This is a genomic window from Pigmentiphaga sp. NML080357, from assembly GCF_002188465.1.
GTDB lineage: Bacteria > Pseudomonadota > Gammaproteobacteria > Burkholderiales > Burkholderiaceae_B > Pigmentiphaga.
This window is the reverse complement of record NZ_NINW01000049.1, coordinates 293135-319070: the sequence shown is the minus strand read 5'-3', so window position 1 is coordinate 319070 and position 25936 is coordinate 293135. Positions and strand designations below refer to the sequence as shown.

Here is a 25936-nt window from a genome sequence, read left to right as displayed (position 1 = left end):
CCTTAGCGATGCCAGGCCAGCGTGAACTCGTCGTCCGTCTCGTCGATGTTTCCCGACAGCGAAACCAGGTTCACGTGCAGCTCCTGCAGGTCCCAGTCGCGGCCCAGGCGCTCCTCCACCGAAGCGCGCCGCACCACCAGCGAATCCGGCGCGTCGATCTTCACCATCGCGGGGAAATCCTGGCGCTGCGCGTGCGGGTTGTCCTCCAGGATCGCGTCGATGATGCCGCGGGTATCGTCATTGGCCTGGAAGGCGATGAATACGTTTTGAGACATGGCGGTTCCTTGATAGAGACTGGGGTCAGACGGCGACCTGGCACTTCGCGGCGCGCTGGCGCAGCGCCAACACCGCCTCGTCCAATTGCGCGGCGGCGCGTTCGCCAAAGGCAACGGCCGCCCACGGCGCCAGCGCCTCCTTGCCGCGCGCAAGCCAGTCCTTCACCCACCGCGACAACAGCGCCGCGTTCTCCGGCGACTCCTCCGCCGCCGTCTTCAGGCAGGCATCCACCCAGCGCAGGTTCTCGCCATGCCAGTCGCGCATGAACTCCACGCTCATCCCGAAACCATTGCCCGTGGCCGCCGACAACTCCCGCTCCAGCGCCTGGAACACCAGCGGATACACCAGCCCGTCCAGCGCGAAGTCCTGCGCCACGAACACCTCGAACCAGTCCTTCGTCACGAACAGGCTCTCCATCTCGCGCCGCAGCCCCTGCCACCCCGGCGAGCCCAACCAGTGCTGCTTCGCCCGCGCCAGCGACGCCCCCTGATTGCCGTCCAGCAGCAGCCCGATGCGGCTCAGGTACTGCGCCAGCCCCAGCCGGTCCATGCTCTGGTACTGCGCCGCCTGCGTGATCGCCGCGCCATACCCATAGGCCGTCACATAACAGTTGTTCATGTTCGCGCCCCACTCGTAGTGGCGCAGCGGCAGCACCAGTTCCTCGATCCGCTGCCGCACCTCGCCCGGCGCATCGCGCAGCAGGCCGCGCTTGTCCACGAACTCCAGCGCACTCTCCTGCGCCTCCTGCTGCCGCGCGCGGGCCTGCGTGTACGTACCGTAGTAGTAATGACGCGGATCCTTGAACGCGTACCAGTCCCGCATCACCACCGCCGTGCGGCGCGTGTCGTACAGCTCGAACCCCGGCTCCCACAACGGCCGGTAATGGAAATTCACCTCCGGCTGCAGGTCATAGGTCGCCTCCTGATAGCGCGATGCCGGCTTGTCCGCGCCGAAGCGGCGCGCGATGTGGGAAAACGTCTGGCGAATCGGACGGATGTCGGAAGTCTTGATATCGACTTGCATGGCTGGGTCTCGTCGGAAGGGAAAAGGAAAGGCGCTACTCGGCCAAGCCGGGCGAGCCATAGCGCCACTTCATGCGCTCCAGGTCCAGGCGGGCCGCTTCCTCCGCGCCCACCATCCGCACGCGGTTGCGGCGGCAGAACTCCTGGAACTGGGGAAACTCCAGCACCAGCTCCACGGCCAGCTCCGGATCGCCTATCGAGAACTCGAACTCGACGTAGCGGCTTTCCAGCAGACCCAGGACGCGGACGTAGCGGGAGGCGTGCGGTGGCGTGCCGGCGGCGGTTGCATCCATGGGCGTGTCTCCATGGGGCGTGATGCCCTCGTTGATTTCATGACTTGGCGCAGCGGGGGCTGCGGTTATGTCATGAGAAGTGCAACGGGTGTGCCAGCGGGATTAAGTGCTTGATTTGGTGAGGGATTTTTTTACGCGGGGCCAGGGGTGCGGGGTTTCCTGGATGCGGAAAAGGGGAAATGGTGCGGTGCAGCTTGATGAAATGGTGAAGGGCGCGGAGCCGCGAATACCCGCTCGACGAAGCAGAGCCACTCCTAGCACCAGTGCCGAATGCTTATCATCGAGCAGCTAACAACTTGAACTATCCAATCTCAACGTGACGAAATCAGGTTCTCCTCCCAATTCGCCCGCCATCGGCCTAGGCACCGCAGCGGGCGACCTCTATCGCGCCCTCTGGCGCCACGCAGCCGGCGTCCGCCCCCACATGCTAGGCGCCGCCGGCCTGCTATCAGCAGCCCAGCTGCTCCGCCTGACCATGCCCTGGCTGGCCGCCCAAGCCATCAACGCCCTACAGCAAGGCAGCATGCCAACGGCCGGCCGCTGGATCGCCTACCTCGTCGGCGTCTACCTCCTATCCTGGCTCCTGCACGGCCCCGGCCGCATCCTGGAACGCAACGTAGGCGTCCGGGTACGCGAACGACTCTCCGACCAACTCTACGCCCGCATCGCCGCCGCCCCGCTCCCCTGGCGCGACGGCCGGCACTCAGGCGAGCTCCAACACCGCGTCGTCCAATCCAGCCGCGCCCTGTCCGACTTCGCGCAAAACCAATTCGGCTACCTGCAAAGCGCCTTCAACTTCGTTGGCCCGCTGGTCGCCCTGGCCTTGCTCTCGCGCACCAGTGGCACCATCGCCATCACCGGCTACGTCATCATCGCCCTGATCATCATGCGCTTCGACCGTGCGCTGATGCAGCTTGCCCGCGCCGAGAACGACGCGGAGCGCCGCTATGCCGCCGCGCTGCTCGACTTCGTCGGCAATGCCGGGACGGTGATCGGCCTTCGCTTGCAGGCGGCTTCCCGCAAGGTGCTCGGCCGCCGCATGGAGGCGGTGATGGCGCCGCTGCGCCGCGCGGTCATGGTCACGGAAGGCAAGTGGTTTACCGTGGACATACTCGGCATGGGGCTCACCTGGATACTGGTGATCGTCTACGTGCTGCAATCGCGTGAGCCCGGGCAAGCGATCATGCTCGGCACTGTCTTCATGATCTACCAGTACGCGCAGCAGGCCGCTACGGTCGTCGGCGCGATGGCGACGAACTTCCAGAGCTTCGCGCGCATGCACACCGATTACGGCAGCGCCGAGCCGATCTGGGAGGCGCCCGCCGACCCCGACGCGATCGTCCCCGCCGTCGTGGCCGATGCTCCTTGGCAAACACTCGAACTGCGCGGCGCTACATGGCGCTACGCGGACGACGCACGCGGCGGCCTGCATGGCATCGGCCTGGAGCTGCGGCGTGGCGCGCGCGTGGCGCTGATCGGCCCGAGCGGCGGCGGCAAGAGCACGCTGCTGCGCATGCTTGCGGGCCTCTACCCGCCACAGGAGGGCGAGCTGCTTCGGGACGGCACGGTGGTGGACTGGAGCGAACTGCGCACGCTGGCCACGCTGATCCCCCAGGAAGCCGAGGTATTCGAGGCCAGCGTGGAAGAAAACCTCACCTTCGGCGAACCCGCCGATGCCGAGGCGCTGCAGTCCGCAGTGCATGCCGGCGTGTTCGATGAGGTGCTGCAACGTATGCCCGAAGGCTTGGCCAGTCCATTGAACGAGCGCGGCGGCAACCTCTCCGGTGGTCAGCGCCAACGGCTGGCGCTGGCCCGGGGTGCGCTGGCGGCACGAGGAAGTTCGCTGCTACTGCTGGACGAGCCGACCAGCGCGCTCGATCCGCAGGCCGAAGGGCGGGTGTTCGACCGCATGGTCGCGGCTTTCCCATCCGCGTGCATCGTGGCCTCGGTACACCGGCCCAGCCTGCTCGAACGGTTCGACACGATCGTGGTGATGGAGGCCGGCAAGGTGGTCGATGCCGGTCCGCGCGACGAGGTGCTGGCGAGGCGGTCTCACTGATCCGGCGTGTCGCCTGGCCGCGCCATTGCTCCGTCCGATAGAAAAGATTGGATTCGCTCGTCGTCGTGGCCCATTTCACGCTGTCCTGGCCCTCCATGATCCCGAATACGCGGCTTCGCGCCCCGGCCGCTCGCGCGACGTCTTAAAATGAGCGCTCTGTCGAAAGAACCGTCATGGCCGCGGCCATGAAAGGCTTTCATTCTTGAAACCCAATGGGATAGAGATGAACAAGCCTTTTATTTTCCTGTGCCCTGAGATCACTCGGGCAAACGCGCTGACCCTGATGGACTGGTTGGAAGACGAGGACGTGACTCGCTACTTGAGCGACTCGCGCCATGTCTCCCGGTTCATCGAGCAAGCCATCGACCGGGTCCAGTTGCCTATCCTGACCCATCTGTTCAACCAGGGCGGCCGGTTCTTCATGGCCTACGACCGGCATGACGTGCCAGTCGGCTTCGTCCGTCTCGTCAAGAACGGCCCGGACTGCGAAATGGTCCTGGTCATCGGCAACCGCGACAACTGGGGCCGTCAGCTCGGGGCCAGCACCATCCGCGAAGGCATGAAGCTCGCCTTCTTCGACATGCGGGCCGAGAAACTCATCGCCAAAATCCATCCGGACAACGAACGATCGCTGCGGGCTTTCCTGCGCAGCGGCTTCCTGCTGGAAAACGAAACGCCTACGGTGAAATCTTTCTCCATGAACTCGGAGCGCTATCTCCGGCTCTTGCGTGAAAGCCCGGCGGCTCACACCTCCGGCATCTACATCACCGAGATCGACAAGGCCCGGCTCAAGAATCTGATCGAGATCGATCAGGGTCCTGATATTTTCGAGCTGGAGCACGAGATCGAGCGGGCGATCGTCGTCGATCCGCGGCAGGTGGCGGGGGACGTCGTCACGATGAACTCCAAAGCCTTGCTGGAGGTGGACGACGAAGAGGTGGAGGTTGCGCTGGTCTACCCCGAGGATGCTGACGATAGTGCCGAGAAACTATCGGTTTGCTCCGGCATCGGCACCGCGATCCTGGGCTACAAAGAAGGCTCTGCCTTCGACTGGCGGATTCCGAACCGAACCTGCCATATCCGGATCAAGAAAGTGCTTTATCAGCCGGAAGCGTCGGGCGATTTCCACCTGTAGTGGCGCACGGTGCCGCCCAGGGGCGGCTTGCCCTGTGCGTGTCCACGCTCAATCGGGCACGTGGACGCGCGCCTTGATGTGCTTGAGATTGGCCACGATCGTGAAGGTCATGATCACCAGCAGCGACCAGGAACTCCATTTGCCCAGGTGCACCGTGGACCACGCACCAAGCTGATTGGGGTAGGCACCATTCCGAGCGACCGGAGATGGCTGGCAGACGCGCGTCAATGAAGCGCTGCGGGACTGGCTCAAGACCCATCAGCCGAACTGACCTCACATAAAAAAGCCCGCCGTCGAGTGTGAACTGCCCCCAAGAAGTTGGACAGTTAAAAAGCTGGGCTAAGTTGAAAAGGCCTGAGTCCGGTATGGCGTAAGTCTCCGGTGGATACCGTCTTGCAATCCGAGGCATGAGCCAGTAGTCGCCGCCATGCATTCCCTCAATATCGTGTCCATAAAAAATTCATGGGCACAATATTGAGGTGACGTCAGGCCTCCTGGCCGAGACGCCAGGGCAGCAGGTCGGCGACCTGGTTGATGGGGTAGTCGGCGATCACCGTCAGTACGCGGCGCAGGTAGACCTCGGGATCGATGCCGTTGAGCTTGGCGGTTTCCGTCAGGCTGTACATCGTGGCGGCGCGCTCGCCGCCACGATCCGAACCGAGGAACAGATGTAAGCGCCCGGTGAGTACCGTCTTGTTTGCCGAGGGCAGGTGAACTCAAATTTATGCCCATAAATAAATCGTGGGCATAATTGCGAGCAAAGCGGGCATGTCGCGAACCGCTTTCGCGGTAGGTTTCGTGAAGTGATGGGCGCACCGCCTCTTGCTTATTTGACGAACTGGCGAATGCGTCTGGCGTCGAAAGCCCTTCCGGACGGCGCATCCGTATCGGAAGCCGCCGCCCGAGTGGACTACCAGTCCGAAAGCGCGTTCAATGACGCCTTTCGGCGCTGGTCCGGTACCGCGCCTGGTTTTTTCCGCAAAGAGCGCAAATCGAGGAATTACCTCGACCGTCCGCACGCGCTCAAGAGTCCGCAAGAAAATCGCCGACCAGGGCGTTGAACGTTGCCGTCCACTCTATCTGGGTCCAGTGTCCGCAATGAGGGAACACGTGCAATTGGGCTCGTGGAAGGATGGACGCCAATCTGATCGAATTTTGAAGAGGAATCACCTGATCTTCGCGCCCATGAACAACCAGGGTTTCATGCGAAAGCTCGCGCAGCTCGGCCTCGGGAGTCGTCAATGCTTCGATGTATCGCTGGCGTGGTCCGGGAGAAAACATCTGGGCAAACCGCTCCTGTACCCCTTCTCGCATACTGGCGCGGTAGCGCAGTTCGGCCAGCTCATCGGACACCAAGGAACGGTCATAAGCGAAGATGTCCAACAGCTTTTTCATGTTCTCGATGGAGGGCGTATATCCCCATACCGCGTCCAGGCCGGGCGTAAGCGGAAAAGACGTTCCAACGCTTCCCATCAGAACCAGGCGCCGTACCAGTTCCGGATGCCGCGCGGCGACCGCGAGGGAAACCGCCCCCCCGAACGAATTGCCGATCAGGTCCACGGGGCCTAAAGACAGGGCATCGATGAATTCGACAACCTGGCTTACCCAGGTGTTCAAGTCATAGGAAACGGCATCGATGGCATCGGTGTAGCCGAAGCCCACCATATCAGGCGCCAGCACACGGGCTCGCTGGGACAGCGGGCCGATGTTCAGACGCCAGTTGGCCCAAGCCGTGACACCGGGTCCGGATCCATGTATCAGCACGACGGGCCGGCCTTGTCCTTGATCGTGGTAGTTGGTGTCCGAATGGGCGAGCCGCACGCGTTTGCCAAGCTCCGGATTGGTAGTCACGCCTTCTCCTCCTCTTCATGAGCACAAATGTTTGCCAGGACTTCGGCCCCGCGATTGGCAGCCGACAATCCACGGAAGAGAAAACACAGACTCACCACGGCCTGCATTTCCTCCCAACTCGCTCCGGCCTTGCGTGCGGCAATGCCATGCAATACGGCAGCATCGCTTAGATCCATCAGCAGCATGCCGAACAACATCAGCTGCGCGGTCTTTACGTCAAAGCATCCGGGATACATCGCATGGGCCCGCATCTCCTCCTGCAGGCGAAGGATTTCGGGATCAAGCGCTCCTGTTACGTGAAAGCGGGCCTCGATGCGTGGCGGCAGAAAGCCAACGAGGTCTTTGTAGAACTCGGCACGGTTCTCGATGCTTTGGCTCTCGTCGGCATAGCTTCCCATCTCCTTGGCAACGGTCTTCACGTCGATTCTTCGAGGTAACATGTTTCAATCCTTGGAGTGTTGTGGCCAGTAGGCAAAGCCAATGCCCGTCTTGGCATGATGCGCCGGAATGTAATCGACGACCTCCCCCTTCCACTGGCAAGCAGCGGCAGCGACGATCCAGGCTCGGATTTCACCCGTACCGCCGCGCATCGTCGCGGAATCCATAGTGAACAGCTGCTGCAGATCCCTGCCGCGATTCGTGGCGATTCGGTCAAGAATCCATTGATCCAACGGGGTGTCGATCCATCCGGCTCGCGGCCCGGTCGGATCATGCGACAAGCCACCCGAGGCGTAGATGGCAATGCGTTCCTTTCGGTCCGACAGAATGCGGGCGAGGGCTTCGCCGAGCTGCCAGCAGCGCGCTGCCGTCGGTAAAGGGGGGAAATAGCAATTCAAATAGAGCGGGATGATCGGCACGTCGAGCTTGGGTACCAGGCGCTTTGCGGGGTACACGATCATGTGGGAAGTTCCCCTCTCGGGATGCCGCCCGAGCGGCTTCATGACAGAAGTGCTCGCCATGTCGAAACCCGCTACAAGCAATTCCTCCAGCAAATGGCCCGCCAGCTCCTTGTGCACCGGCAAATGAATGCGCGACTCTATCGGCGGGCGCTCTACATAGAACGGCGCTTCCGACCCCCAAACCTCATCGCCTGTGTAAAGACACATCGCCGGGTTGCAACGTTCGTCGAACATATCTTCCTGATCGTCACCGACGAAAATGATGGCGTCGGGTCGATAGGCTTCCAGTTGCTCCCGAAGGACCCCGAATGCCGCCTCGATGCGTTTGACGTAGCTTGCGATGACGTCAGGCGTTTCGAGCCTGGCGGTGTGCGGCTGCGAGTCCTTCATATAGTCAGGTATGGCATCGTAAACCTTGGGCCATAGCTCTGGCGGACAAAACATCGCTGGTGCGTGGGATGATGCGAGGCCTAATCCGATCATTGGGCTTCTCCGACAGGATGGGTATTGGTGACATGCAACAGGGCCTGGATCATTGCTTCGGGACTCGCCACCCCTTTACCCGCGATGTCCATTGCAGTCCCGTGCCCCACTGAAGAAAACATGACGGGCGTACCAAGAGCCAAGGCGGCGGCCATGTTGGGGGCGGCCATCCTGGCTGCCACATGACCTTGGTCATGGAGCATGACCACAAAGGCATCGCAATCAGTCCGGGGTAACAGGGTATCCGCCCCGATCGGGCCGATGAGCTCCAGATCATCGCTCCGCAGCTCGTTGAGCGCCGGCGTGATGATTTCGATTTCCTCTCTGCCAAAGAGCCCCGACTCGCCCGCATGCGGATTAAGGCCTGACACGCCGATCCTCGGTGTCTGTATCCCAAGGTCTCGCAAAGCCTGGGCTGTCGTGCGAATAACTTTTTTTACGCGTTCCGCAGTTACCGTCGCCAGCGCATCCCTAAGGCTCAGATGGACGGTGACGTGCGCCACACGTTTTTTTCTCCAGCAAAGCATGAGGACGACTTCGTCGACGGGTGTCCCCGTGCGACGGGCAAGATACGAAGGATGCCCATCGAAAGCAATACCAGCCTGCTTGATGGCCATCTCATGAATAGGAGCGCCTACAACCGCGTCAACCCACCCATCGCGAGCCGCATCGACCGCGGCATTCAGGGCGGCAATCGTTGCCGCGCCGGATAATGCCGTCACCTCCCCAATGCGAAAAGTCTCGTCCAAGCTATGCACCGGCACAAACGCAGGGCGGTCGTCTCCCGCATCAATCTCGGATAGACGAGTCAGCGTGCGGTATTGCGTTGCGAGACTGCATCGCCGTGCGTGCTCCTCTAAAGCCCGGGGATCCCCGAACAGGACAATGCGCATGGAATGGCGAATCCGCTCGTCCTCGCAGGCCTTCAACGCAATCTCGGGTCCGATCCCTGCCGGGTCACCCAGCGTTACCGCCACTGTCTTGAACTTTCCGGAACTCACAGCGGCAACGCCAACAAGGTGTCGATACGCGAGCTATCGCAGACGACCACGCGCTCCGCGAAAGCGAGCTTGGCTTCCTTGACGACTACCGTGTCCCGGTACACACCGGCGGCAAACAATGACATTTCCCCGGTACGCATCGTCCTGACAACCAAAAAGCTCGTCTCGGAGCGAACCTGATCACCATCGATCGCGAGGATCGCAGGATGGCCGACGACATGGCGATACCGCTGACCTTCATAGATATTGGCCTCTCGCAGCGATTTCACCCGATCGGACAGCATACCCCTGGAGTCGGCGAACATCACACCAAAGGGATATTCTTCTGCCTCGTTCTCGACGGACGTGATCTTGTAAGTGCATTGCTCTTCGAAGAACTCAGGCCAGCGTTCGAGTTCATCACGGTCAATCGCTCGAGCATAGTCTTCCATGAACCCCGCCAATGCGGCGACGACCTTTTCCTTATTGTCTTCCATCTCAAAGTCCCGTGAAGTTACGGTAGGCTTTCCAGAAGCCTCGAATCGAGTTCTCGGAGGCCCGGGAAGACGAGGATTCGGTACTCTCCCCTCCCATCATCACCACGGACGCGGCTTCGTCCGAGCCTGCGACGCCTCGTTGCACGAATCCTCCGACCGCACCGTCTTCCATCGAAACGTAGCCTGCCGGACCGACGAGGTTCGAATGCTTCATGCGCAGTTTCTGAAGCTCTTCATCGTCATCGGTGAAACCGATTAGCGTCCATACCAAGTCGGTGCGATCCGGTGCCTTGGGAAGGATCTGGCGAACCGCCAAGCTATTGTGGATCGCTTGAAGGACAAAGCCTGGGAATACGGAAAGTATCTGGACGTGGCAGCCGTCACCGAACTCGTCAACGATGTTAAGCACGCTCTTGTCGTTGAGTAGGAAACTCTCTTCCTGGTTGCTGCGCAAGGCCTCGCCTTTGAAGGCGTCGTCCCGCCCGCCGCTGTGGCTCAAGGAGTAGCTCACATGGTGGCCACCGCTTTCGGCAACGATGACTCCACCGCCCTGCGATAGGCGCGAGACCTTGAAGGTGGCGAAGAATGTGTGGAGCAGACTGGAATGGTACGTATCCTTGGCGTTCTCAAAATACAACTTCCAGTTGTTCGGCAGCGCCTGCGTGTAATGCCCGTAGATCCTAAGGGGTTTGTGCAGCACACGCTTCAGGCGTGCCGCGACTTGATCGCCCAGGTACTGCTCAACCGGCGGCGTTTCGTCATCGAGCGTGGCGAAAATCAGGCCGCAGTACACCTCGACGCGCAGCTTCTTTGGCCCGTAGTTCGCGGTGTCGAAACTGTCGGGCATGCCTCCGCCGCCATTTACGCCGCGTCGGAACGCGACCGTCTTGAGGTTACCTCGCAGGTCGTGGGTCCAGGAGTGATAAACACACGTGAACTTGTTGGCATGCCCTTTATTTTGCAGGGCAAGCAAAGACCCGCGGTGGGCGCAGCGGTTCTCGAAAACGCGGATCGCGTCGCTTTCGTCACGGCATACGATCACAGGCATGTCGCCGACAAACGTCGTTTTGTAGTCGCCTGGCCGCGGGAGTTCCGCCTCCAGCCCGACGTAATTCCAGGTGGCCCCCTGGTAAATGCGCTTCTGCTCCTTTGCATAGACCTCATCGTCGTCGTATATCCAGTAGGGAACGCGTGTGAGATCGCCCTTGGCCCACTCCTGGTGCTCCATGTGTCACCTCCATCGTTAGATTCTTTGTCTTGCCGGCCTTGCCGGCTTAGCGTGATTCGCGCATGAACGCCTGCACGGCCGCGCCCGTCTGCATGCTATGAGCACGCAACAGTTCTCCGGCTCGTATTGCATCGCGGGCAAGAACGGCATCCACGATCGCCGCGTGCTCCTGAGCAACGTTTCGCTGTGGTGGGCGTTCTTTCAAGAACAGGCGCCGGTACCGGTCGGATTGATCGTGCAGCATGGAACAAAACTGGGTCACCATCGGCATGTCACAGCCCGAGACCAGGCATAGATGGAACTCCCGATGCGTCTGCTCCCACTCATCCAGAAACGGGACAAAGCCATCCCTCTGCTCTATGCGGGTAAGGCGGTGGAACACGGCAACCAGTCTTTCTTCCCATGCCACATCCCCTAGCTCGATAGCATGTTGAAGCGCAAAGGGTTCCATATGGGCTCGAAGCGCAGTCACCTCGGCAAGTTTTTTGATGGACGCATCCACTACCCGAAATCCGCGCTGATCTTCCGCGACGACGAATCCCTCTGCCACCAGCCGCAACAACGCTTCCCGGACGGGGCTGAGGCTTACGCCGTACTGCTCACCAAGTGACTCCAGGTGAAGCCGTGAAGCAGGCAGGACCTCGCCAGTCAGGATAGCCTCGCGCAACCGACTCGTCAGCGTGGTTGCGATGCTCACCTTGGAACTTGCCATATTCGGCTTCTCCACTACCTTGACCCCTCTTTGCCAGCCGAGGGTTTTCCATTAATCGAAATTTTTCTATCTTTCTTCATCTTAACACTATTTATCGAATTCAAAAATAAATTTCGAAATTTCGTTGACAAGTATTTTCTAGAGCCATAGAGTGGCCAGCACCAACGAGACGAGGAGACACTTATGTTACGTAGGTCAGCCATGGCGCTGGGACTGGGACTGGGAGCCACCCTGCTGCTCAGCACAGCGCATGCGGAATCGGCTTATCCGGATCGGCCGGTGAAAATCGTCGTGCCCTATCCCGCAGGGGGGTATTACGATCATGTAGCCAGGGTCATCGGTGATGCGCTGCGCACCGCGCTCAAGCAAAGCTTCATAGTGGAGAACAAGGTTGGCGCCAACGGGGTAATCGGTGCTGCCCAGGTTGCGAAGGCGCCCGCCGATGGCTATACGTTATTCTTGGCGGCGGTCGGCCCCAATGCCATTTCGCCGGCTCTGACACCGAATATTTCTTACGATCCTATCGCCGATTTTTCGCCGATCTCACTGCTCGTCTCCGCCCCGAACATTTTGGTCGTCCCCGCCTCGTCCGGAGTCAAGAATCTGACGGACCTTGTCGCCGCCTCTAAAAAGGCACCCGTGAACTATGCACACAATGGCGTAGGCAGTTCAACGCATCTCGCGATGGAGCTGCTAAAGGGCGCTACCGGCATGCAGATGGTGGGTATCCCCTACCGGGGCAGTGCGCCTGCGGTCGTCGCAGTCACCGGCGGCGAAGTTCAAGCGTCCTTCGGATCGGTGTTGGATGTTCTGCCCCAGATTCAATCGGGTCGGCTGCGCGCGCTCGCGGTGGGAAGCGCTGACCACATCGGCGCCCTGCCTCAAGTGCCGACCGTGATGGAGCAAGGAGTACCCGGCTTTGAATCGTCAGCCTGGAGTGGCCTGATGGCTCCCGCCAATACCCCCACGCAGATCATCGAAACGCTGAGCCGTGCCGTCAATTCAGCGCTAAAGGATCCGGCGGTGGTCAAACGTCTCTCGCCCGGCGGCGAACTTCAAATGCTGGGCGGCAGCGCCGACGATTTCGCAACTTACCTGAAGAGTGAACTCAAGAAATGGCGGAAGGTTGTTGACGACAACGGCATTACGGCCAGTTGATATGCAAGCGCAAGGGCCCTGTTCCCAAGCATGTGAAGCATTCTTGACCGCAAGCAGTGAAACCGGCGTATCTCGCATTTTTCTATGCGGAACTGACGAGGTGCTGCCGGGCCGCCCCGTGTCCCTAGCGCCAACCGGACTGCCCCGAATCCTGATTGCCCAAGTCGATGGCCGCTACTACGCGACACGAGACCGATGCACCCACGGCAATGCACGCTTGAGTGAGGGCGCGCAAGTCGGCCCGCTTGTTTACTGCCCTCTTCATGGCGGGGTCTTCGATATCACAACTGGCCAGCCCCTGGCATTGCCATGCAAGGCGCCGCTTGAATTGTTGCCGCTGAGCATTTCAAACGGCGCGGTATGGCTGGAATCTACTGGAGCAACGTAAGCGTCCGTCGATTACCGTCTTTCGCTGAAGAGGGATCCGGACTCAAATTCATGTCCATAAAAGGTTTCTGGACACGAATTTCGGACGGATCATGGCAGGCACGGGCCGCAAGTATCAGCATCATCCGGTGGCGCGCAAGCGCGAGATCGTGGAGGCCTCGTTGCGGGCGGGCGCCTCGGTCGCTCTGGTGGCACGAGAGCATGGTGTGAACGCCAACCAAGTGTGGGCCTGGCGCAAGCTCTACGAGGAAGGCCGCCTGGGCGTAGCTGGATCCAGCCAGGCTGGCAGCAATACGCTGTCCGAGCTGCTGGCCGTCGATGTCGTCGCCTCGGGGCAAGCGTCTCGGGCAGTCGCCGTATCCTCGGGGACGCTGGAGATCGAGATCGGCAGCACCCGCTTGCGGGTGACGGGCACGGTTGATCCCGTGCTGCTCAAGGCGGCGATCGCTGCGCTGCGCGCCTGATGCTGCCGCCGACCAACACGCGCATCTGGATCGTGGCCGGGGTGACCGACATGCGCTGCGGCTTCGATGGCCTGGCGGCCAAGGTGCAAGTGCACGTGCAGGCGGATCCCTTCGGGGGTCACGTGTTCGTGTTCCGTGGTCGACGTGGGGATCGCATCAAGGTACTGTGGTTCGATGGCGATGGGATGTGCCTGTTCTGCAAGCGGCTGGAAGCGGGGCGCTTCGTGTGGCCGCAGGCCGAGAACGGGCGCGTAGCGCTGACGGCAGCGCAGTTGTCGATGCTACTCGAAGGCATCGACTGGCGCAGTCCGCGCAGGACAGCGCCGACGCTGGCGGCGTGAGTCGTGCTGGGCAATAGAAATCGCGAACGCCTTGCGATAAATCCTTTATGCATGAGGTCCACGCCGATAAAATATCGGCATGCCAACGCCCCTTGCCTCGACTGATCGCGAAGCCGCTTTGCAAGCGGTGATCGACGCGCTCAAGCAAGAAAACGATTACCTGCGCTGGCAGTTGGCCAAGACCAGACGTGAGCGCTTCGGGCGCAGCAGCGAGCGGGGGGATTTGCTCGATCAACTGCCGTTGTATGAAGAGCCAGCGCAGGCGCTGCCCGAGGTCATGCCCGAGACGGCTACGGCCAAGTGCGTGGCACGTTCCCCGCGTCGTGCGGGGCAGTCCCGCCCGAGACTGTCTACGCTGCCGCGCGAAGAGATCATCCATGCGGCAAGCGACGGCTGCGCCTGCCCGGCGTGCGGTGGCGCTCTCAAGCCCTTGGGCGAAGACGTCAGTGAAGTCTTGGAGTACGTGCCGGCCAGCTTCAAGGTGGTGCGCCATGTGCGACCCAAACTGGCCTGTGGCCGTTGCGATGTCATCGTGCAAGCGCTGGCTCCAAGCCGCCCGATCGCACGCGGCCTGGCCGGCCCTGGTCTACTGGCCCAGGTGCTGGTCTCCAAATACTGTGATCATCAACCCTTGTACCGGCAAAGCGCCATCTATGCCCGCCATGGCGTGACGCTGTCGCGTTCGACGCTGGCTGACTGGGTGGCGGGCAGCAGCCACTTGCTGCGCCCTCTCGTGGCTGCCTTGCAGCGGTATGTGATGAACGGCGACAAGGTCCACGCTGACGATACGCCGGTCCCTGTGCTGGCGCCGGGCCGTGGCAAGACGAAGACTGGGCGGCTGTGGACCTATGTGCGAGATGACCATGCCTCGGGCAGCCCAGACCCGGTTGCAGTATGGTTCGGCTACTCGCCAGACCGCAAGGGTGAGCATCCCCAGCGACACTTGCGAGACTTCGCCGGCATCCTGCAAGCCGATGGCTACGCGGGCTTCAATCAGCTTTATGCCACGGGCCGCATCCAGGAGGCGGCCTGCTGGGCGCACGTGCGGCGCAAGTTCTATGACATCGCCGAGCAGCAGGCCAGCCCCGTGGCGTTGCAAGCCATTGCCCGGATCGGGGCTCTGTACGGCATCGAGGCCGAGGTACGCGGCCAGGCGACGCCAATACGGCAACAGGCACGCCAGGCCCGGGCGGGGCCGCTGCTGGCCGCGCTGCACGCCTGGCTGCATGACGCGGTCCGTGCCCTGCCGCGTAAATCCGTGCTGGCCGGGGCGATCCATTACGCCCTGGCGCGGTGGACTGCGCTCACACGTTACGTCGATGATGGCCGCATCGAGATCGACAACAACCCAGCCGAGCGCGCCTTGCGCGGGGTGGCGCTCGGGCGCAAGAACTACCTGTTCGCAGGCTCGGATACCGGTGGGCACAGCGCAGCGGCGATTTATAGCCTCCTGGGCACGGCGGCGATGAACGGCATCGAACCGCTGGCCTATCTGCGCGAGGTGCTGGCACGCATCGGCGATCACCCTGTCAATCGGGTGGACGAACTGTTGCCGTGGAACCTGGTCCCGTGCGCTTCGAGCGCGAAGGTCGCATGATGGCGTCCAAGGTCAACGCGTTGCAAGGCAATGCCATGGTGCTGCAGATCGCGCTGTGCGACATCGCGCCTCTTATCCACCGCGTGGTGGTGGTGCCCAGCACCATCACCTTGCCCAAGCTGCACGTCACGATCCTGCGGGCCATGGGCTGGGAGGGCGGCCATCTGCACGAGTTCGTCATCGATGGCATCCACTACGGCGAGCCCGACCCCCACTACCCGGAGCCGGACTTGAAGAGCGAGCAGCGTATCCGCTTGAACAAGGCCTTGGCTGGTGGCAAGGACTTCGGCTATCTCTACGATTACGGCGATAGTTGGTGGCACGCGATCACCGTGTTGGCCGAGTTGCCCTTGCAAGGCCGGATGAGCCACCCGCAGTGCCTGGACGGCGCCAATGCCTGCCCGCCTGAAGACGTGGGCGGCGTGCCAGGTTATGAACACTTCCTGGCGGCCATGGCCGACCCGAAGCACCCGGAGCACGCGCACCTGCGGGATTGGTATGGCAGCCCCTTCGATCCCAACGCCTTCAGCTTGGAAGATGCGGCAGAGCGGCTGCGTGAGATCCGTTTGTAGCGCAAGACGGTCCTCGTCGGACGCTTACCTTGAACTTGACAGATTCGGTCAAGAGATCACAAACCTTGAAAAATCCTTATTCCCCATCTAACCGTAATGAGTGACTACGTTGTTTATCACAAGGCCGAAAAAATGGGCTATCCAGCATTAGACATTGATAGTCTGGCTATATATACCAAGAAGCGAACAAGTGGCATCGAGGGGAGCCGCATTTGGCTCGTCGCAGGACAAGGAGATCCTCGCCAATACTACTTACGGGCTACATTCTTAATAAGCGCAGTGGAAGACTCTGACAAGCCGAGTTTTACGAATCGCGTTACAGGCAAGGACGGCCAACTTCTTGACCCCATGCCTCTTATCTCGGATCAACCCTGGTTTTCGTCCTTTCTTCAGGAGCAAGGACATTTCGCCTTTGGCTTCAATAAGATCAAGAATTCTGATGTTCTAAAGGGCCTAAAAACCATCCTCCTTGCTAACACCCTCCGTTGAAGAAATTTCTTAGCAAGCGGGGGGCAGATAACCCTAAACCAAAATCCCCTCCCTCCTCAACCGATAAGCCAACTGCGCCCTCGTAATCCCCAACAACCTGGCCGCCTTACTCAAATTCCCCCCCGCCCGCTGCATCGCCACCCGCATCATCCCCTGCTCCAGCGTCCCCAGCGGCACATTCCTCTCGATCAAATCCCCACAAACCTGATCGATCTCCCCACCTTCCCCTTCCACCACTTCCCCGCCATCCGCCACACGCCCCGCGCAATCCCCGCCCGGCAACCGCTGCCCGAACAAATGCGTCGCCTCGATCGGCTCCCCATCCGGACTGAGCAACACCGCGCGCTCGATCACGTTCTCCAGTTCGCGCACATTCCCCGGCCAATGGTGATTCAACAATTCCTGCATCGCCCGATCCGTCAGCCCGCCCGGTTTCTTGCCATATAGCCCGCCGTACTTCTGCAGGAAACGACTGGCCAGCACCGGAATATCCGCCCGCCGCTCGCGCAGCGGCGGAATGGTGATGGGAAAGGTATTCAGCCGGTAGTACAGATCCGGCCGGAAGCGCCCTTCCTGCATGGCTTTCTGCAAATCCACGTTCGTAGCCGCGACGATGCGGACGTCGACGCGCTGTGTTTTCTCGCTGCCCAGGCGCTCGATCTCGCCGCTTTGCAGCGCGCGCAGCAGCTTGACCTGGATAGCCAGGGGCAAGTCGCCGATTTCGTCCAGGAACAGAGTGCCGCCATTCGCGCGCTCGAAGCGGCCGGAGCGGGCCAGATGCGCGCCGGTGTAGGCGCCCTTCTCCACGCCGAACAGTTCGGCCTCGATCAGGTCGGCGGGAATCGCGCCGCAGTTGACGGCGATGAACGGCCCCTTGGCCCGCTCTCCGTTGTCATGCAGCCAGCGGGCGAACACTTCCTTGCCGACGCCGGTCTCGCCCTGCAGCAGCACAGTGATGGGGCTGCCCGCCGCGCTGCGCAGCAAATCGAACGCCGCCAGGAAGGCAGGCGAGGCGCCGGCCAGGGGCTGGTTGGCCGGCTTGCGGGTGGACGAGGAACGCAGGTGTTCGAGGCCGATGGAATATTCGATCAACTGCCCCGCAAAGGGATGGGGCGCGAAGTAGTTGAGGTAGGCTTCGTCCTGCCACGCGTCGGCGGGCTGGCCGACGATGCGGCAGTGGGTGTCGCCCTGGGCGCGGCACTCGATTTCCTTGTAGACGATGGGCGAGCCCATGAAGGCGCTGGAGTAGCCGGACGCATAGCCGATCTGGGTCCAGCATGCGGGGTCTTCGCCGTGGCCGTATTCCTGGACGTCGGCTTCGCATTCCCAGGAGTTGCGCCACAGGAATTCGCCGTAGAAGTGGTTCCTGGCGAGGTCGATGCTGAGTTCTATGGGTTCGACCTGGACGACGCCTTCGACGGCATGGAGCTTGGGGCCGAGCAGGAAGGCTTCGTTGGTCTGCATGCCGGCGCGGCGGCGCTTGACGGCGTAGGCGCCGTCGCGCATGCCGGAGGCGTAGCCCATGCGGACCAGGAGGCCTCGAGTACGTTCCACGCCCAGCGAATCGAACAGTTCCTTGCGCAGGGCGCCCAAGGCGCGGGCGTGGAGCAGCAGCATGCGCTCTTCGTCCAGCCAGATGTGGCCCGAGGCGGTGTTGAATTTCAGGGAAGACAGGGGGCTTTGCAAAATCGTCTCCTGCCGGTCGATGCCGATAGTGATGTTTTGCCTATTCTCGCACCCTGCGACGCGGCCCGCATCCGGGAGGGCGGCGCATCCCTGCAAGTGCCGCCGCCATGCGCAGGCGGGGGCCGGCATGGGCATTGCTACCCGGCACGATGTCTTCCTCGCGCATCGAGGCGCCCCAGCCCTTTCAGCCCCTCTCCACCCCAGGAGCGCCCCATGCCCCTCCCTCCCCCATCCCCACGCCCCGACGCCGTCATCGTCGGCGCCGGCATCGCCGGCCTGTCCTGCGCCACGCTGCTCGCGGAAGCCGGCATGCGTGTCGTCGTGCTGGAAGCGAGCGCCGTGCCGGGCGGCCGCGCGAGGAGCTGGGTGGATCCGGGTACGTCGGACGTGGTGGATATCGGCCCGCACATTCTCCTGAACAAGTACGGCAACATGCGGGCATGGCTGGCGCGGCTGGGGACGGAGCATCAGATCCGCTGGCAGACGGAGGAGCTGCTGACCGTGCTGGACAAGGGGCGGCGGATTCATTTCAAGGTGCATGGGTTGCCGGCGCCTCTGCACTATGTCCGCAATTTGCCGCGTGTGCTGCCCAGTGTGCCGCTGCACCGCCTGTTGTCCAACGTGCCGGTGGCGTGGCGCACGATGCGCAGCACGCCGGCGGAGATCCGGGCGCTGGATAACCAGAGCGGGCGGAATTATCTGCAGGCGCAGGGCGTGAGCGGGGCATTCATCGACTGGTTCTGGGCCTCGGCCTCAATGGCCTTCCTGAACCTGCCGGTGGAGGCGTGTTCGGCGGCGGCGCTGATGCGCATCTTCGGGCACATGCTGGGCCACAGCGATCCGGCCTTCGGTTTCCCGAAGGTCGGCCTGAGCGACTTGTACGCCTGGCCGGCGATCCGCCATGTCGAAAGCCGCGGCGGGCAGGTTCGCTTCGATTGCGCGGCGGCCGGCCTGCGCCGGCGCGATGGCGCCGTGGCGGGTGTCGTGCTGGCCGACGGGACGCACATCGATGCGCCGGTCGTGCTGGCGGTGCCGCCGGATGCGTTGTCCGGGCTGCTGCCGGCGTCGCATCCGCTGGCGCGGGTGGCGAGCCGGTTCGAGCCGAGTCCTTACGTCAGTTGCTATCTCTGGTTCGACCGCAAGATCACCCGCTCGCGTTTCTGGGCGCGGCCCTGGTCGCCAAGGGAGTTCAATACCGATTTCTATGATCTCTCGAACGTGCGCGAGGGAGCCCGGCCCGGTTCGCTGATCGCGACCAACATCATCTGGAGCCATCGCGCCAATGGCTTGTCGGACGAGGCGATCGTCGAGGCGACCCTGAAGGAGATCGCGGACTTCGCGCCGCAAGCCCGCGAGGCGCGGCTGCTCTCCGCCGCCGTGCACCGCATTCCCATGTCGGTGCCCTGCTCCCGTCCAGGCATCGAGAGCCTGCGGCCGCCTACGCGGATGGAGCCGGGGCTGTTCCTGGCGGGCGACTGGATCGATACGGACCTGCCGTTCTGCATGGAAAGCGCCACGCGCGCCGGCGCGCTGGCGGCGGAGGCCATCCTGGCCGATGTGGGCAGGCCGCGCAGCCTGGCGCTGCCGGTGCCCGAGCCGCAAGGCCTGGCCGGCCTGCTCAGACGCCGCACGCCAGCCGCAGGTCGTTGACGCGGGCGCTGACCAGCGGGCGGTGTCCGTTCAAATAGGCAAGAGGGCCGTCGGCGGCGAAGCTCCAGGTGGCGCGGCCCGTGGCCAGGCTGCCGTTGGCGGTGCAGCGGGTCCGTATCGGCCCGCCTTCCCCGGCCTGCACCACGAAGCCGCTCATGCACGGCCTGCCGGGCCAGGCCACGCCGTGCTCGAAGCGCACGGACGCAATGGGACGGCCGTCTTCGTGCAGCTGGCCGCTGAACACGCGGCCAGCCTCGCCGGCTGGCTGGGTGTCGAAGCTTCCCACCATCTTGGGGATGGCCCACAAGTGCCGGCCGCCGGCGGCGGACGCGGCGTCGCTCACCCAGATGTGGATGACGGTGCAGGCGGCCAGGGACCCGGTGCCGCGCACCGGCACGGCCACGGCGAACTCGTCGTACGCCAGGGTGCCGCCCGGCTGGTAGCTCGCCCAGATGGTGAAGAGCAGCGCATGTTCCCCCCACGCAGCGTAGCGCAGCCCCCGCGCCGCAATGGGCAGGACGCGGCGGGGCACGCGCCACAGCGAGACGCATGCCTGTCCCTGCAGGTGCCATGGCGCACCCGGGAATTCCTGCGAGCGATCCGCGTCCTGGCGCTCCGTTGCCTCCATGCCGGTCTCCTCAACACGCCGATACCTTCCCGCTTCAGGCCACGATCCGGTTCATTGAGTTCCCCATTCTCGCATCGGCGGTGCGGAAACACATCGGTATATGGATCACCTCGGGAATGCATCAACGGCCGGGCTTTGTCGGGCGCAGCTTGCTTTATAGTAGAAGGATCTTTTGCAAAGACGCCTGTGATGAAGAAGAATGCCCCCACCGAATCGCTGGACGACACCGATCTGCAGCTGATGCGCTACCTGCAGGAAGACGGCCGCCTCTCGAACGCCAAGCTGGCCCAGCGCGTGGCGCTGAGCGAAACCCCGTGCTGGCACCGGCTGCGCAAGCTCGAGTCGGAAGGCTACATCCAGGGTTACCAGGCCATGCTCGACCGCCGCAAGCTGGGCCTGGGCGAGCTCGCCTTCATCAGCCTGAATTTCTCGCCGCACACGGCGGAGGCCTTTGCCGCGCTGGAGAAGCTGGTGGAGGCCAACGACCAGGTGCTGACCTGCCACCGCGTCACGGGCGAGGCCGATTTCGTGATGATGGTGGTGGCGCGCGACCTGGATTCGGTGCGCGACTTCATCGACAAGGTGCTGCGCACGTTGCCCAACGTGGCCACGGTGCGCACGAGTCTGTCATTGCGGGAGGTGAAGTTCTCGAGCAAGTTGCCGTTGCCGGTTTGACCCGGGTGGCATGCCGCAATCGGCTCAATGCCGGAGAAAATCCAGCACCATCCTGTTGAACTTCTCCGCATGCTCCCATTGCGCCCAATGCCCGCAGCGGTTGAATACGTGCAGCTCGGCATTGGGCAGTCCCCACAGCAGGCGCAGCCCGACATCCATGGGCACGAAGCGGTCGTCGCGCCCCCAGATCACCAGGGTCTGCGCCTGGATCTCGTGCAGGCGGTGTCCCAGGTCGGGATATTGCCTGGGATTCAGCTCCGAACTCTTGACGAAATTCTGCAGATGCTCGCGCTGCGCCAGCATGTTGTTCAGCCGCGCCTGGAACAGCTCTTCGGTCAGGCTGCCGGGGTCGTAGACAAACACGTTCATCATGCGCTTGAGGTTCTCGATGGTCGGGTCGCGGTACAGCGCGCCGATCAGCTTGAGGCCTTCGGTGGGCATGGGCACGAACTGGCTGGGACCGCCTGTGCCACCTCCCATCAGCACGAGCTTGCCGACCCGGGCCGGGTTGTTCAGCGCGAAAGCCACCGCGCTGTGGGCGCCCATCGAGTTGCCGATGATGTGAGCACTTTCAAGGCCGATGGCGTCCATCATGCCCTTGAGCGCATTGGCGTTGAGGTCCGAGCGCGACACCGTGCTGACGACGGGATCGCTTTTGCTCCAGCCGGGAAAGTCCAACAGGATGACGCGATAGCCGGCCGACACGAGCGGTTCGATGTTGCGGTTAAAGTTGGCCCAGCCGCTGGCGCCGGGGCCCGAGCCGTGCAGCATGACGACCGTTTCGGCACCGCTGCCGATGTCGTTGTAGTGCACCTGCAGTCTCAGCTCGCCGGTGTCGATGCGGACGAACCTGCTGGTAGATGCCTCGCTGAAGGCGGGGATGGGCGTGGACATGATGTGGTTCTCCTCGAATCGGTGGGTTATTCGTCCTGCATGAACAGGATGCCGTAGCCGGCGATCAGTTCCGGGATGGCCTGGTAATGGCGCAGCTTGCAAGGCAGCTCCCGGGCCGGGAGGGCCGCGCGAGCGACGAGCCAAGTCTTGGATTCATGGGCCGACAGTCCGGCGTCGCGCTCGATCGCCGCCTCGTCCAGCTGCATCAGCGACCACAGGTCGCCGCTGGCGAGCGCGTCCATCCAGCCGGCATCCCACGCCGGGTTGAGTGGCTTCATGCCGGAGGCGCCGCTGGCCAGCGCCATGCCCGCCGCCATGACGCGCGCAGTCTTGGCATCGCGTTCAGCGGCAGTCGGATGCTGGCGGACCATGATGCGTTCGCGCACCGCTTCGTCCGGATGGTCCAGCGTGGGGACCGGCGGCTCGTGCGAGAGCCCGCCCGACCCGATCAGCAGCGTGCGGCGGGGCAGGCCGTCCAGGAAACGCCCGATGGCCTCCCCAAGTTTCAGGCAGCGCCCCAGCCGGGGGATTCCGGGCTGCGCTACCGCGTTCAAGAACAACGGAATCACGGGCGGCGTATCCAGGCCGCCCCACATGAACTGCAGCGCCTGGACAAAACCATGGTCGACCTGCATGCGCCGCGACAGCGCGATGTCGAAGCCTTCGTCCATCAGATGCCCAGCCAGCGACAGCGCCGCCCGCTCGTCTACGTTGAGCTCGCCTGCGGGGGTCAGGTAGTCGCCCACGGAACGCGCGGCGCTGCCCAGGCAGAACGGCGGCATCAGCTCGTTGAAGAAACCGTTGTAGTGATCGGGGCCGGCCAGCACCACCAGTTCGGGATCGAAGGCCTGGACCAGCTCCCGGGTCCGAGCAATCGCCGCATCCAGGGCCGCCTGCACCTCGCCGGCCACCGGATTCAGTCCGAACAGCGGCGTGTGCGACATCCCCAGAAAGGCACGCGTCGCAGTCACTTGGTCACCTCGTTCTCCATCTTGTTTTCCTGCTCGGCATGCGGGATGCGGCAGGCAGCGTGTGATCGTATAGGCATGCACTTTAAGGATTAACCCGGCGATTAGGGTGCACATTGTGCACCCTGCTCCACGAGTTCGTTGATGTCCGCAACGGCCCCTCATAGCATGCGCCCATCAAGAAGTAGGAGCAGACACATGAATGCCCGGCTGACATCGAGCCCGTTCGCCGCCATGGTGGACGAACAGCTCAACGAGTTCCGCGTCGCCACCGCGGCGTACCGGGGTCCAGAGATCTTCGAAGAAGAGATGCGCAATATCTTCTACAAGACCTGGATCTATCTTTGCCATGAAAGCGAGATCGCCGAGCCCGGCGATTTCAAGTCGACCCAGGTCGGGACGCGACCGGTCATCGTCACCCGCGGGCGGGAAGGGGCGGTGCACGCCTTCCTTAACGCCTGTGCACACCGGGGCGCCACGCTCTGCCGCGAAGAAAAGGGCAACACGCGTTCCTTCGTGTGTCCGTATCACGGCTGGTCGTTCCGCACGTCGGGCGAATTGCTCGGCATTCCGGATGAGGCTCGCTATCCGGCCGGTTTCGACAAATCCGACAAGAACCTCAAGCCGCTGCCCCGCATCGCGTCGTACGGCGGCCTGATCTTCGGTTCCTTCAACCCGGAGGTGGAAGACCTGGAAGTGTTCCTGGGCGGCGCCAGGCGGCACATCGACATCTGGCTCAAGCGCGCCGCGGGCAGCTGCTATCGCCTGGCCACCTCGCACAAGTACGGGTTCAACGGCAACTGGAAGTTCCAGGCCGAGAACGTCCACGACGGCTATCACCCCGGCTTTGTCCATAAGTCGGCGTTCAATACGGTGCGCAAATTCGACGGATCGTTCGAGAACCGGGAGCTCAGGGCTTCGGTGCGGCAGCAAGGCTATACACGCGGCTACCCCGAGGGGCACGGCACCCTGGAAGCCGGCGCCCCGCTAGAATCGGGCGGCATCGATCCGGAGGTGCGGCAGGCCTACCACGACCAGCTGGCTGCACTGTACGGCGCGGAGGAAGCCGCCGAGATCCTGACCAACCGGCAGTTCCTGATCTTTCCCAACCTGGTGATCTTCGACTTCAACATCCGCGTGGTCCAGCCCATCGCGCACGACCGCACGGAGGTTTATTCCTATCCGGTGATGATCGAAGGCGCGCACGACCAGATCAACGCCAACCGCATGCTCGACGCCCAGACCCGCGTGGGCACCGCGGGGATCCTGTCGGTGGACGACATCGACGTGTTCGCGGGCAACCAGAATGCGCTGAAAGCCGAAGGCTTCGAGTGGATCACGCTCAGCCGCGGTCTCGACAAGGAGGAAGTACGGCCTGGCGGGGAACGGGTCGGCGTCTACAGCGACGAAACGCCCCAGCGCGCATTCTGGCGCATGTGGCGCTCGAAGATGACACCAGCCTGCTGACCGACCGCGCGGAGTATCCATGACCCACCCCATTTCCAAACTCATCCATCACGAAGCCAAGCTGCTGGACGAAGGCCGGCTCGATGACTGGCTGGCGCTGTACACCGAGGACGCCACCTACTGGGTGCCCATCGAAGAAGATGCCGACCCCCTCAAGGACTCGTCGGTCATCTACGACAACCGCTTGCGCCTCGCGATGCGCGTGGAGCAGATCATGCGGCAGGCACGCGTGGCACAATCGCCGGCCTCGAACACCCTGCGCATGATCGCCAACGTCGACGTATGCGAGAACGGCGACACCGCCACGGCCAGCTTTGCGCTGCTGCTGACCGAAGTGCGATCGGGAGACTGGCGGCAGAACGGGCTGGGCGAGACCCGGCTCTTCCCGGCGCATTGCACGATGGAATGCAGGAAAACCGCCGACGGCTGGAAGATCCGGCACAAGAAGATCGTGCTGCTGCACCGCCGGCAGCCGATCGTCGGGCTGTCGTTCATCATCTAGCGGGCCCCCGGCCGCCCAGTGCGGCGTCACACATCCGGAGACATCATGAAAACCTGTTTTGATCGCCTGCCGTGCATCGCCGCGGCGGCCGCGGCCCTGGCGGCGGCCAGCCTGCCTACCCATGCGAGCGGCTACCCAGAAAAACCCGTCACGATCGTCGTGCCCTTCGCCCCCGGCGGTTCGGCCGACACCACCACGCGCACCCTGGCCGAACAGCTGAGCCGGAAATGGAAGAAGCCGGTGGTGGTCGAGAACAAGCCCGGCGCATACAGCAGCATAGGCGCCGGGCACGTGGCGCGAGCGCCGGCCGACGGATACACCATCCTGCTGGCTTCGGTTTCGGTCGGCACCATCAACCTGTTCCTCAAGAATCCGGGATTCGACCCCCTCAAGGACCTCACGCCGGTGACGCAGGTCGCACGCGGCGACTACGTGCTTGCGGTCAACAAGGCTCTGCCCGTGAACAACATGAAGGAACTGGCCGAGTATTCCCGAGCGAATCCTGACAAGGTGAACCACGGCGCCTTCGGCAGCGGCTCGATGCTCGCCTTCGAGCAGTTCTCGGAGTCCATGAAATTCAAGGCCCAGAACGTCAACTACCGTGGCGAGGCGATGTCCCTGAATGCGCTGGTGGCGGGCGACGTGCAGCTCATGCTGGCCACGCTGAGCGCGGCCCGGCCTTTCATCGAGGCCGGACGCATCAAGCCGCTGGGCATCCTGGCCAAGGAACGCTCGCCCATCATGCCCTCCGTGCTCTCGGCGGACGAGAGCGGCGCAGGCGGCTTCTACGTGGACTTCTGGTTCGGCTTCATGGTGCCCACCGGCACGCCGGAGGCCGTGAGAAAGAAGATCGCCGCCGACACGGCAGAGATCCTGAGGAAGGAAGAAGTCCGCAAGAAACTGTACTCGCTGGGACTGGTCGCCACGTCGTCCACGCCCGAAGCGTTCGGCCAGCTCATCCAGGTCGAATCGACGCGTTGGATCGAAACGGCCAGACGCACCGGCCTGCAAGCCGAATAACCT

The 25936-nt window shown here is 62.8% G+C and carries 29 protein-coding genes and 3 pseudogenes; 16 read left to right on the top strand and 16 right to left on the bottom strand.

The window, feature by feature from the left end:
- Positions 1-2: 2 nt before the first annotated feature.
- From CDO44_RS23995 to CDO44_RS23985, 3 genes are read right to left on the bottom strand one after another with little or no spacing between them, the layout of a single operon-like run.
- Positions 3-275, bottom strand: coding sequence for an MmoB/DmpM family protein (locus CDO44_RS23995; RefSeq protein WP_087782756.1), 273 nt, complete (start codon positions 273-275; stop codon positions 3-5).
- A gap of 25 nt (positions 276-300) precedes the next feature.
- The gene (locus CDO44_RS23990) at positions 301-1299 is read right to left on the bottom strand and encodes an aromatic/alkene monooxygenase hydroxylase subunit beta (protein WP_087782755.1); all 999 of its coding nucleotides are present in this window, start codon (positions 1297-1299) and stop codon (positions 301-303) included.
- Positions 1300-1333: 34 nt separating this feature from the next.
- Entirely contained in the window at positions 1334-1591 is a 258-nt protein-coding gene (locus CDO44_RS23985; protein ID WP_087782754.1) for a phenol hydroxylase subunit, read from the bottom strand.
- A 316-nt stretch (positions 1592-1907) separates the two neighbouring features.
- On the opposite strand from CDO44_RS23985, the gene CDO44_RS23980 reads away from it, so the two are divergent.
- Complete coding sequence (locus CDO44_RS23980) at positions 1908-3650, top strand: ABC transporter ATP-binding protein (protein ID WP_198951433.1); 1743 nt, start codon at positions 1908-1910, stop codon at positions 3648-3650.
- A gap of 223 nt (positions 3651-3873) precedes the next feature.
- The gene (locus tag CDO44_RS23975) at positions 3874-4785 is read left to right on the top strand and encodes a bifunctional GNAT family N-acetyltransferase/nucleoside diphosphate kinase regulator (RefSeq protein WP_087782752.1); all 912 of its coding nucleotides are present in this window, start codon (positions 3874-3876) and stop codon (positions 4783-4785) included.
- A gap of 48 nt (positions 4786-4833) precedes the next feature.
- Here CDO44_RS23975 and CDO44_RS23970 read toward each other — a convergent pair.
- A pseudogene (locus CDO44_RS23970) lies at positions 4834-4968 on the bottom strand (DUF817 family protein); the annotation flags it as partial.
- 10 nt (positions 4969-4978) lie between these two features.
- Between CDO44_RS23970 and CDO44_RS23965 the strand changes: the two are divergent.
- Positions 4979-5056: pseudogene (locus tag CDO44_RS23965) on the top strand (BrnA antitoxin family protein); the annotation flags it as partial.
- A gap of 214 nt (positions 5057-5270) precedes the next feature.
- Here the strand turns inward: CDO44_RS23965 and CDO44_RS23960 are convergent.
- Positions 5271-5486: pseudogene (locus tag CDO44_RS23960) on the bottom strand (transposase domain-containing protein); the annotation flags it as partial.
- Between the two features lie 105 nt (positions 5487-5591).
- Here CDO44_RS23960 and CDO44_RS28430 point away from each other — a divergent pair.
- On the top strand, positions 5592-5846 hold the full coding sequence (locus CDO44_RS28430) for an AraC family transcriptional regulator (protein ID WP_087782750.1): 255 nt from the start codon (positions 5592-5594) through the stop codon (positions 5844-5846).
- Here the strand turns inward: CDO44_RS28430 and CDO44_RS23950 are convergent.
- The 7 genes from CDO44_RS23950 to CDO44_RS23920 all read right to left on the bottom strand — a co-directional run bounded on the left by CDO44_RS23950 (position 5809) and on the right by CDO44_RS23920 (position 11435).
- Entirely contained in the window at positions 5809-6636 is an 828-nt protein-coding gene (locus CDO44_RS23950; RefSeq protein WP_087782749.1) for an alpha/beta fold hydrolase, read from the bottom strand. The genes CDO44_RS28430 and CDO44_RS23950 overlap by 38 nt on opposite strands.
- A complete protein-coding gene (locus tag CDO44_RS23945; protein WP_233146327.1) occupies positions 6633-7055 on the bottom strand; it encodes a carboxymuconolactone decarboxylase family protein in 423 nt (140 codons plus the stop codon). The genes CDO44_RS23950 and CDO44_RS23945 overlap by 4 nt, the downstream gene beginning before the upstream one ends.
- Before the next feature lie 24 nt (positions 7056-7079).
- On the bottom strand, positions 7080-7925 hold the full coding sequence (locus tag CDO44_RS23940; protein WP_158213422.1) for a hypothetical protein: 846 nt from the start codon (positions 7923-7925) through the stop codon (positions 7080-7082).
- Positions 7926-8014: 89 nt separating this feature from the next.
- Complete coding sequence (locus tag CDO44_RS23935) at positions 8015-8911, bottom strand: PdxA family protein (protein ID WP_144389585.1); 897 nt, start codon at positions 8909-8911, stop codon at positions 8015-8017.
- 104 nt (positions 8912-9015) lie between these two features.
- The gene (locus CDO44_RS23930) at positions 9016-9495 is read right to left on the bottom strand and encodes an aromatic-ring-hydroxylating dioxygenase subunit beta (RefSeq protein ID WP_087782746.1); all 480 of its coding nucleotides are present in this window, start codon (positions 9493-9495) and stop codon (positions 9016-9018) included.
- Position 9496: 1 nt separating this feature from the next.
- Positions 9497-10723 carry a Rieske 2Fe-2S domain-containing protein gene (locus tag CDO44_RS23925; protein ID WP_087782745.1) on the bottom strand — a complete coding sequence of 409 codons (1227 nt, stop codon included), beginning with the start codon at positions 10721-10723 and terminating at the stop codon, positions 9497-9499.
- Positions 10724-10769: 46 nt separating this feature from the next.
- On the bottom strand, positions 10770-11435 hold the full coding sequence (locus CDO44_RS23920; RefSeq protein ID WP_087782744.1) for a GntR family transcriptional regulator: 666 nt from the start codon (positions 11433-11435) through the stop codon (positions 10770-10772).
- A 201-nt stretch (positions 11436-11636) separates the two neighbouring features.
- Here CDO44_RS23920 and CDO44_RS23915 point away from each other — a divergent pair, with 201 nt between their 5' ends.
- The 7 genes from CDO44_RS23915 to CDO44_RS27510 all read left to right on the top strand — a co-directional run bounded on the left by CDO44_RS23915 (position 11637) and on the right by CDO44_RS27510 (position 16443).
- A complete protein-coding gene (locus CDO44_RS23915; protein WP_158213421.1) occupies positions 11637-12593 on the top strand; it encodes a tripartite tricarboxylate transporter substrate binding protein in 957 nt (318 codons plus the stop codon).
- Between the two features lies 1 nt (position 12594).
- Entirely contained in the window at positions 12595-12981 is a 387-nt protein-coding gene (locus CDO44_RS28425) for a non-heme iron oxygenase ferredoxin subunit (RefSeq protein WP_087782742.1), read from the top strand.
- Positions 12982-13072: 91 nt separating this feature from the next.
- Entirely contained in the window at positions 13073-13444 is a 372-nt protein-coding gene (locus tag CDO44_RS28270; protein WP_087782741.1) for a transposase, read from the top strand.
- Complete coding sequence (gene tnpB / locus CDO44_RS23900; protein WP_087782740.1) at positions 13444-13785, top strand: IS66 family insertion sequence element accessory protein TnpB; 342 nt, start codon at positions 13444-13446, stop codon at positions 13783-13785. The genes CDO44_RS28270 and tnpB overlap by 1 nt, the downstream gene beginning before the upstream one ends.
- A 79-nt stretch (positions 13786-13864) precedes the next feature.
- A complete protein-coding gene (locus CDO44_RS23895) occupies positions 13865-15382 on the top strand; it encodes an IS66 family transposase (RefSeq protein WP_087782739.1) in 1518 nt (505 codons plus the stop codon).
- Positions 15340-15954: a plasmid pRiA4b ORF-3 family protein gene (locus CDO44_RS23890; protein ID WP_233146326.1), complete on the top strand. Its 615-nt coding sequence runs from the start codon at positions 15340-15342 to the stop codon at positions 15952-15954. Before CDO44_RS23895 ends, CDO44_RS23890 begins: the two co-directional genes overlap by 43 nt.
- 96 nt (positions 15955-16050) lie before the next feature.
- The gene (locus tag CDO44_RS27510) at positions 16051-16443 is read left to right on the top strand and encodes a hypothetical protein (protein ID WP_144389583.1); all 393 of its coding nucleotides are present in this window, start codon (positions 16051-16053) and stop codon (positions 16441-16443) included.
- A 33-nt stretch (positions 16444-16476) separates the two neighbouring features.
- On the opposite strand, the gene CDO44_RS23885 is transcribed toward CDO44_RS27510, so the two are convergent.
- The gene (locus CDO44_RS23885; RefSeq protein WP_198951431.1) at positions 16477-18129 is read right to left on the bottom strand and encodes a sigma-54-dependent Fis family transcriptional regulator; all 1653 of its coding nucleotides are present in this window, start codon (positions 18127-18129) and stop codon (positions 16477-16479) included.
- Between the two features lie 213 nt (positions 18130-18342).
- Here CDO44_RS23885 and CDO44_RS23880 point away from each other — a divergent pair, with 213 nt between their 5' ends.
- On the top strand, positions 18343-19779 hold the full coding sequence (locus CDO44_RS23880) for an FAD-dependent oxidoreductase (RefSeq protein WP_087782738.1): 1437 nt from the start codon (positions 18343-18345) through the stop codon (positions 19777-19779).
- Here the strand turns inward: CDO44_RS23880 and CDO44_RS23875 are convergent.
- The gene (locus CDO44_RS23875; RefSeq protein ID WP_087782737.1) at positions 19748-20407 is read right to left on the bottom strand and encodes an acetoacetate decarboxylase family protein; all 660 of its coding nucleotides are present in this window, start codon (positions 20405-20407) and stop codon (positions 19748-19750) included. The two genes, CDO44_RS23880 and CDO44_RS23875, sit on opposite strands and share 32 nt — an antisense overlap.
- A gap of 189 nt (positions 20408-20596) precedes the next feature.
- On the opposite strand from CDO44_RS23875, the gene CDO44_RS23870 reads away from it, so the two are divergent.
- A complete protein-coding gene (locus CDO44_RS23870) occupies positions 20597-21082 on the top strand; it encodes an Lrp/AsnC family transcriptional regulator (protein WP_087782736.1) in 486 nt (161 codons plus the stop codon).
- Between the two features lie 24 nt (positions 21083-21106).
- On the opposite strand, the gene CDO44_RS23865 is transcribed toward CDO44_RS23870, so the two are convergent.
- Positions 21107-21976 (bottom strand): alpha/beta fold hydrolase, encoded by an 870-nt coding sequence (locus tag CDO44_RS23865; protein WP_087782735.1) that lies wholly within the window; start codon positions 21974-21976, stop codon positions 21107-21109.
- A gap of 26 nt (positions 21977-22002) precedes the next feature.
- Positions 22003-22947 (bottom strand): 3-carboxyethylcatechol 2,3-dioxygenase, encoded by a 945-nt coding sequence (locus CDO44_RS23860; RefSeq protein ID WP_233146325.1) that lies wholly within the window; start codon positions 22945-22947, stop codon positions 22003-22005.
- Positions 22948-23142: 195 nt separating this feature from the next.
- On the opposite strand from CDO44_RS23860, the gene CDO44_RS23855 reads away from it, so the two are divergent.
- From CDO44_RS23855 to CDO44_RS23845, 3 genes are read left to right on the top strand one after another with little or no spacing between them, the layout of a single operon-like run.
- Positions 23143-24411 (top strand): aromatic ring-hydroxylating dioxygenase subunit alpha, encoded by a 1269-nt coding sequence (locus tag CDO44_RS23855; RefSeq protein ID WP_158213419.1) that lies wholly within the window; start codon positions 23143-23145, stop codon positions 24409-24411.
- A gap of 19 nt (positions 24412-24430) precedes the next feature.
- Positions 24431-24913 (top strand): aromatic-ring-hydroxylating dioxygenase subunit beta, encoded by a 483-nt coding sequence (locus CDO44_RS23850; protein ID WP_087782732.1) that lies wholly within the window; start codon positions 24431-24433, stop codon positions 24911-24913.
- A 45-nt stretch (positions 24914-24958) separates the two neighbouring features.
- A complete protein-coding gene (locus CDO44_RS23845) occupies positions 24959-25933 on the top strand; it encodes a tripartite tricarboxylate transporter substrate binding protein (RefSeq protein WP_087782731.1) in 975 nt (324 codons plus the stop codon).
- Positions 25934-25936 lie beyond the last annotated feature (3 nt).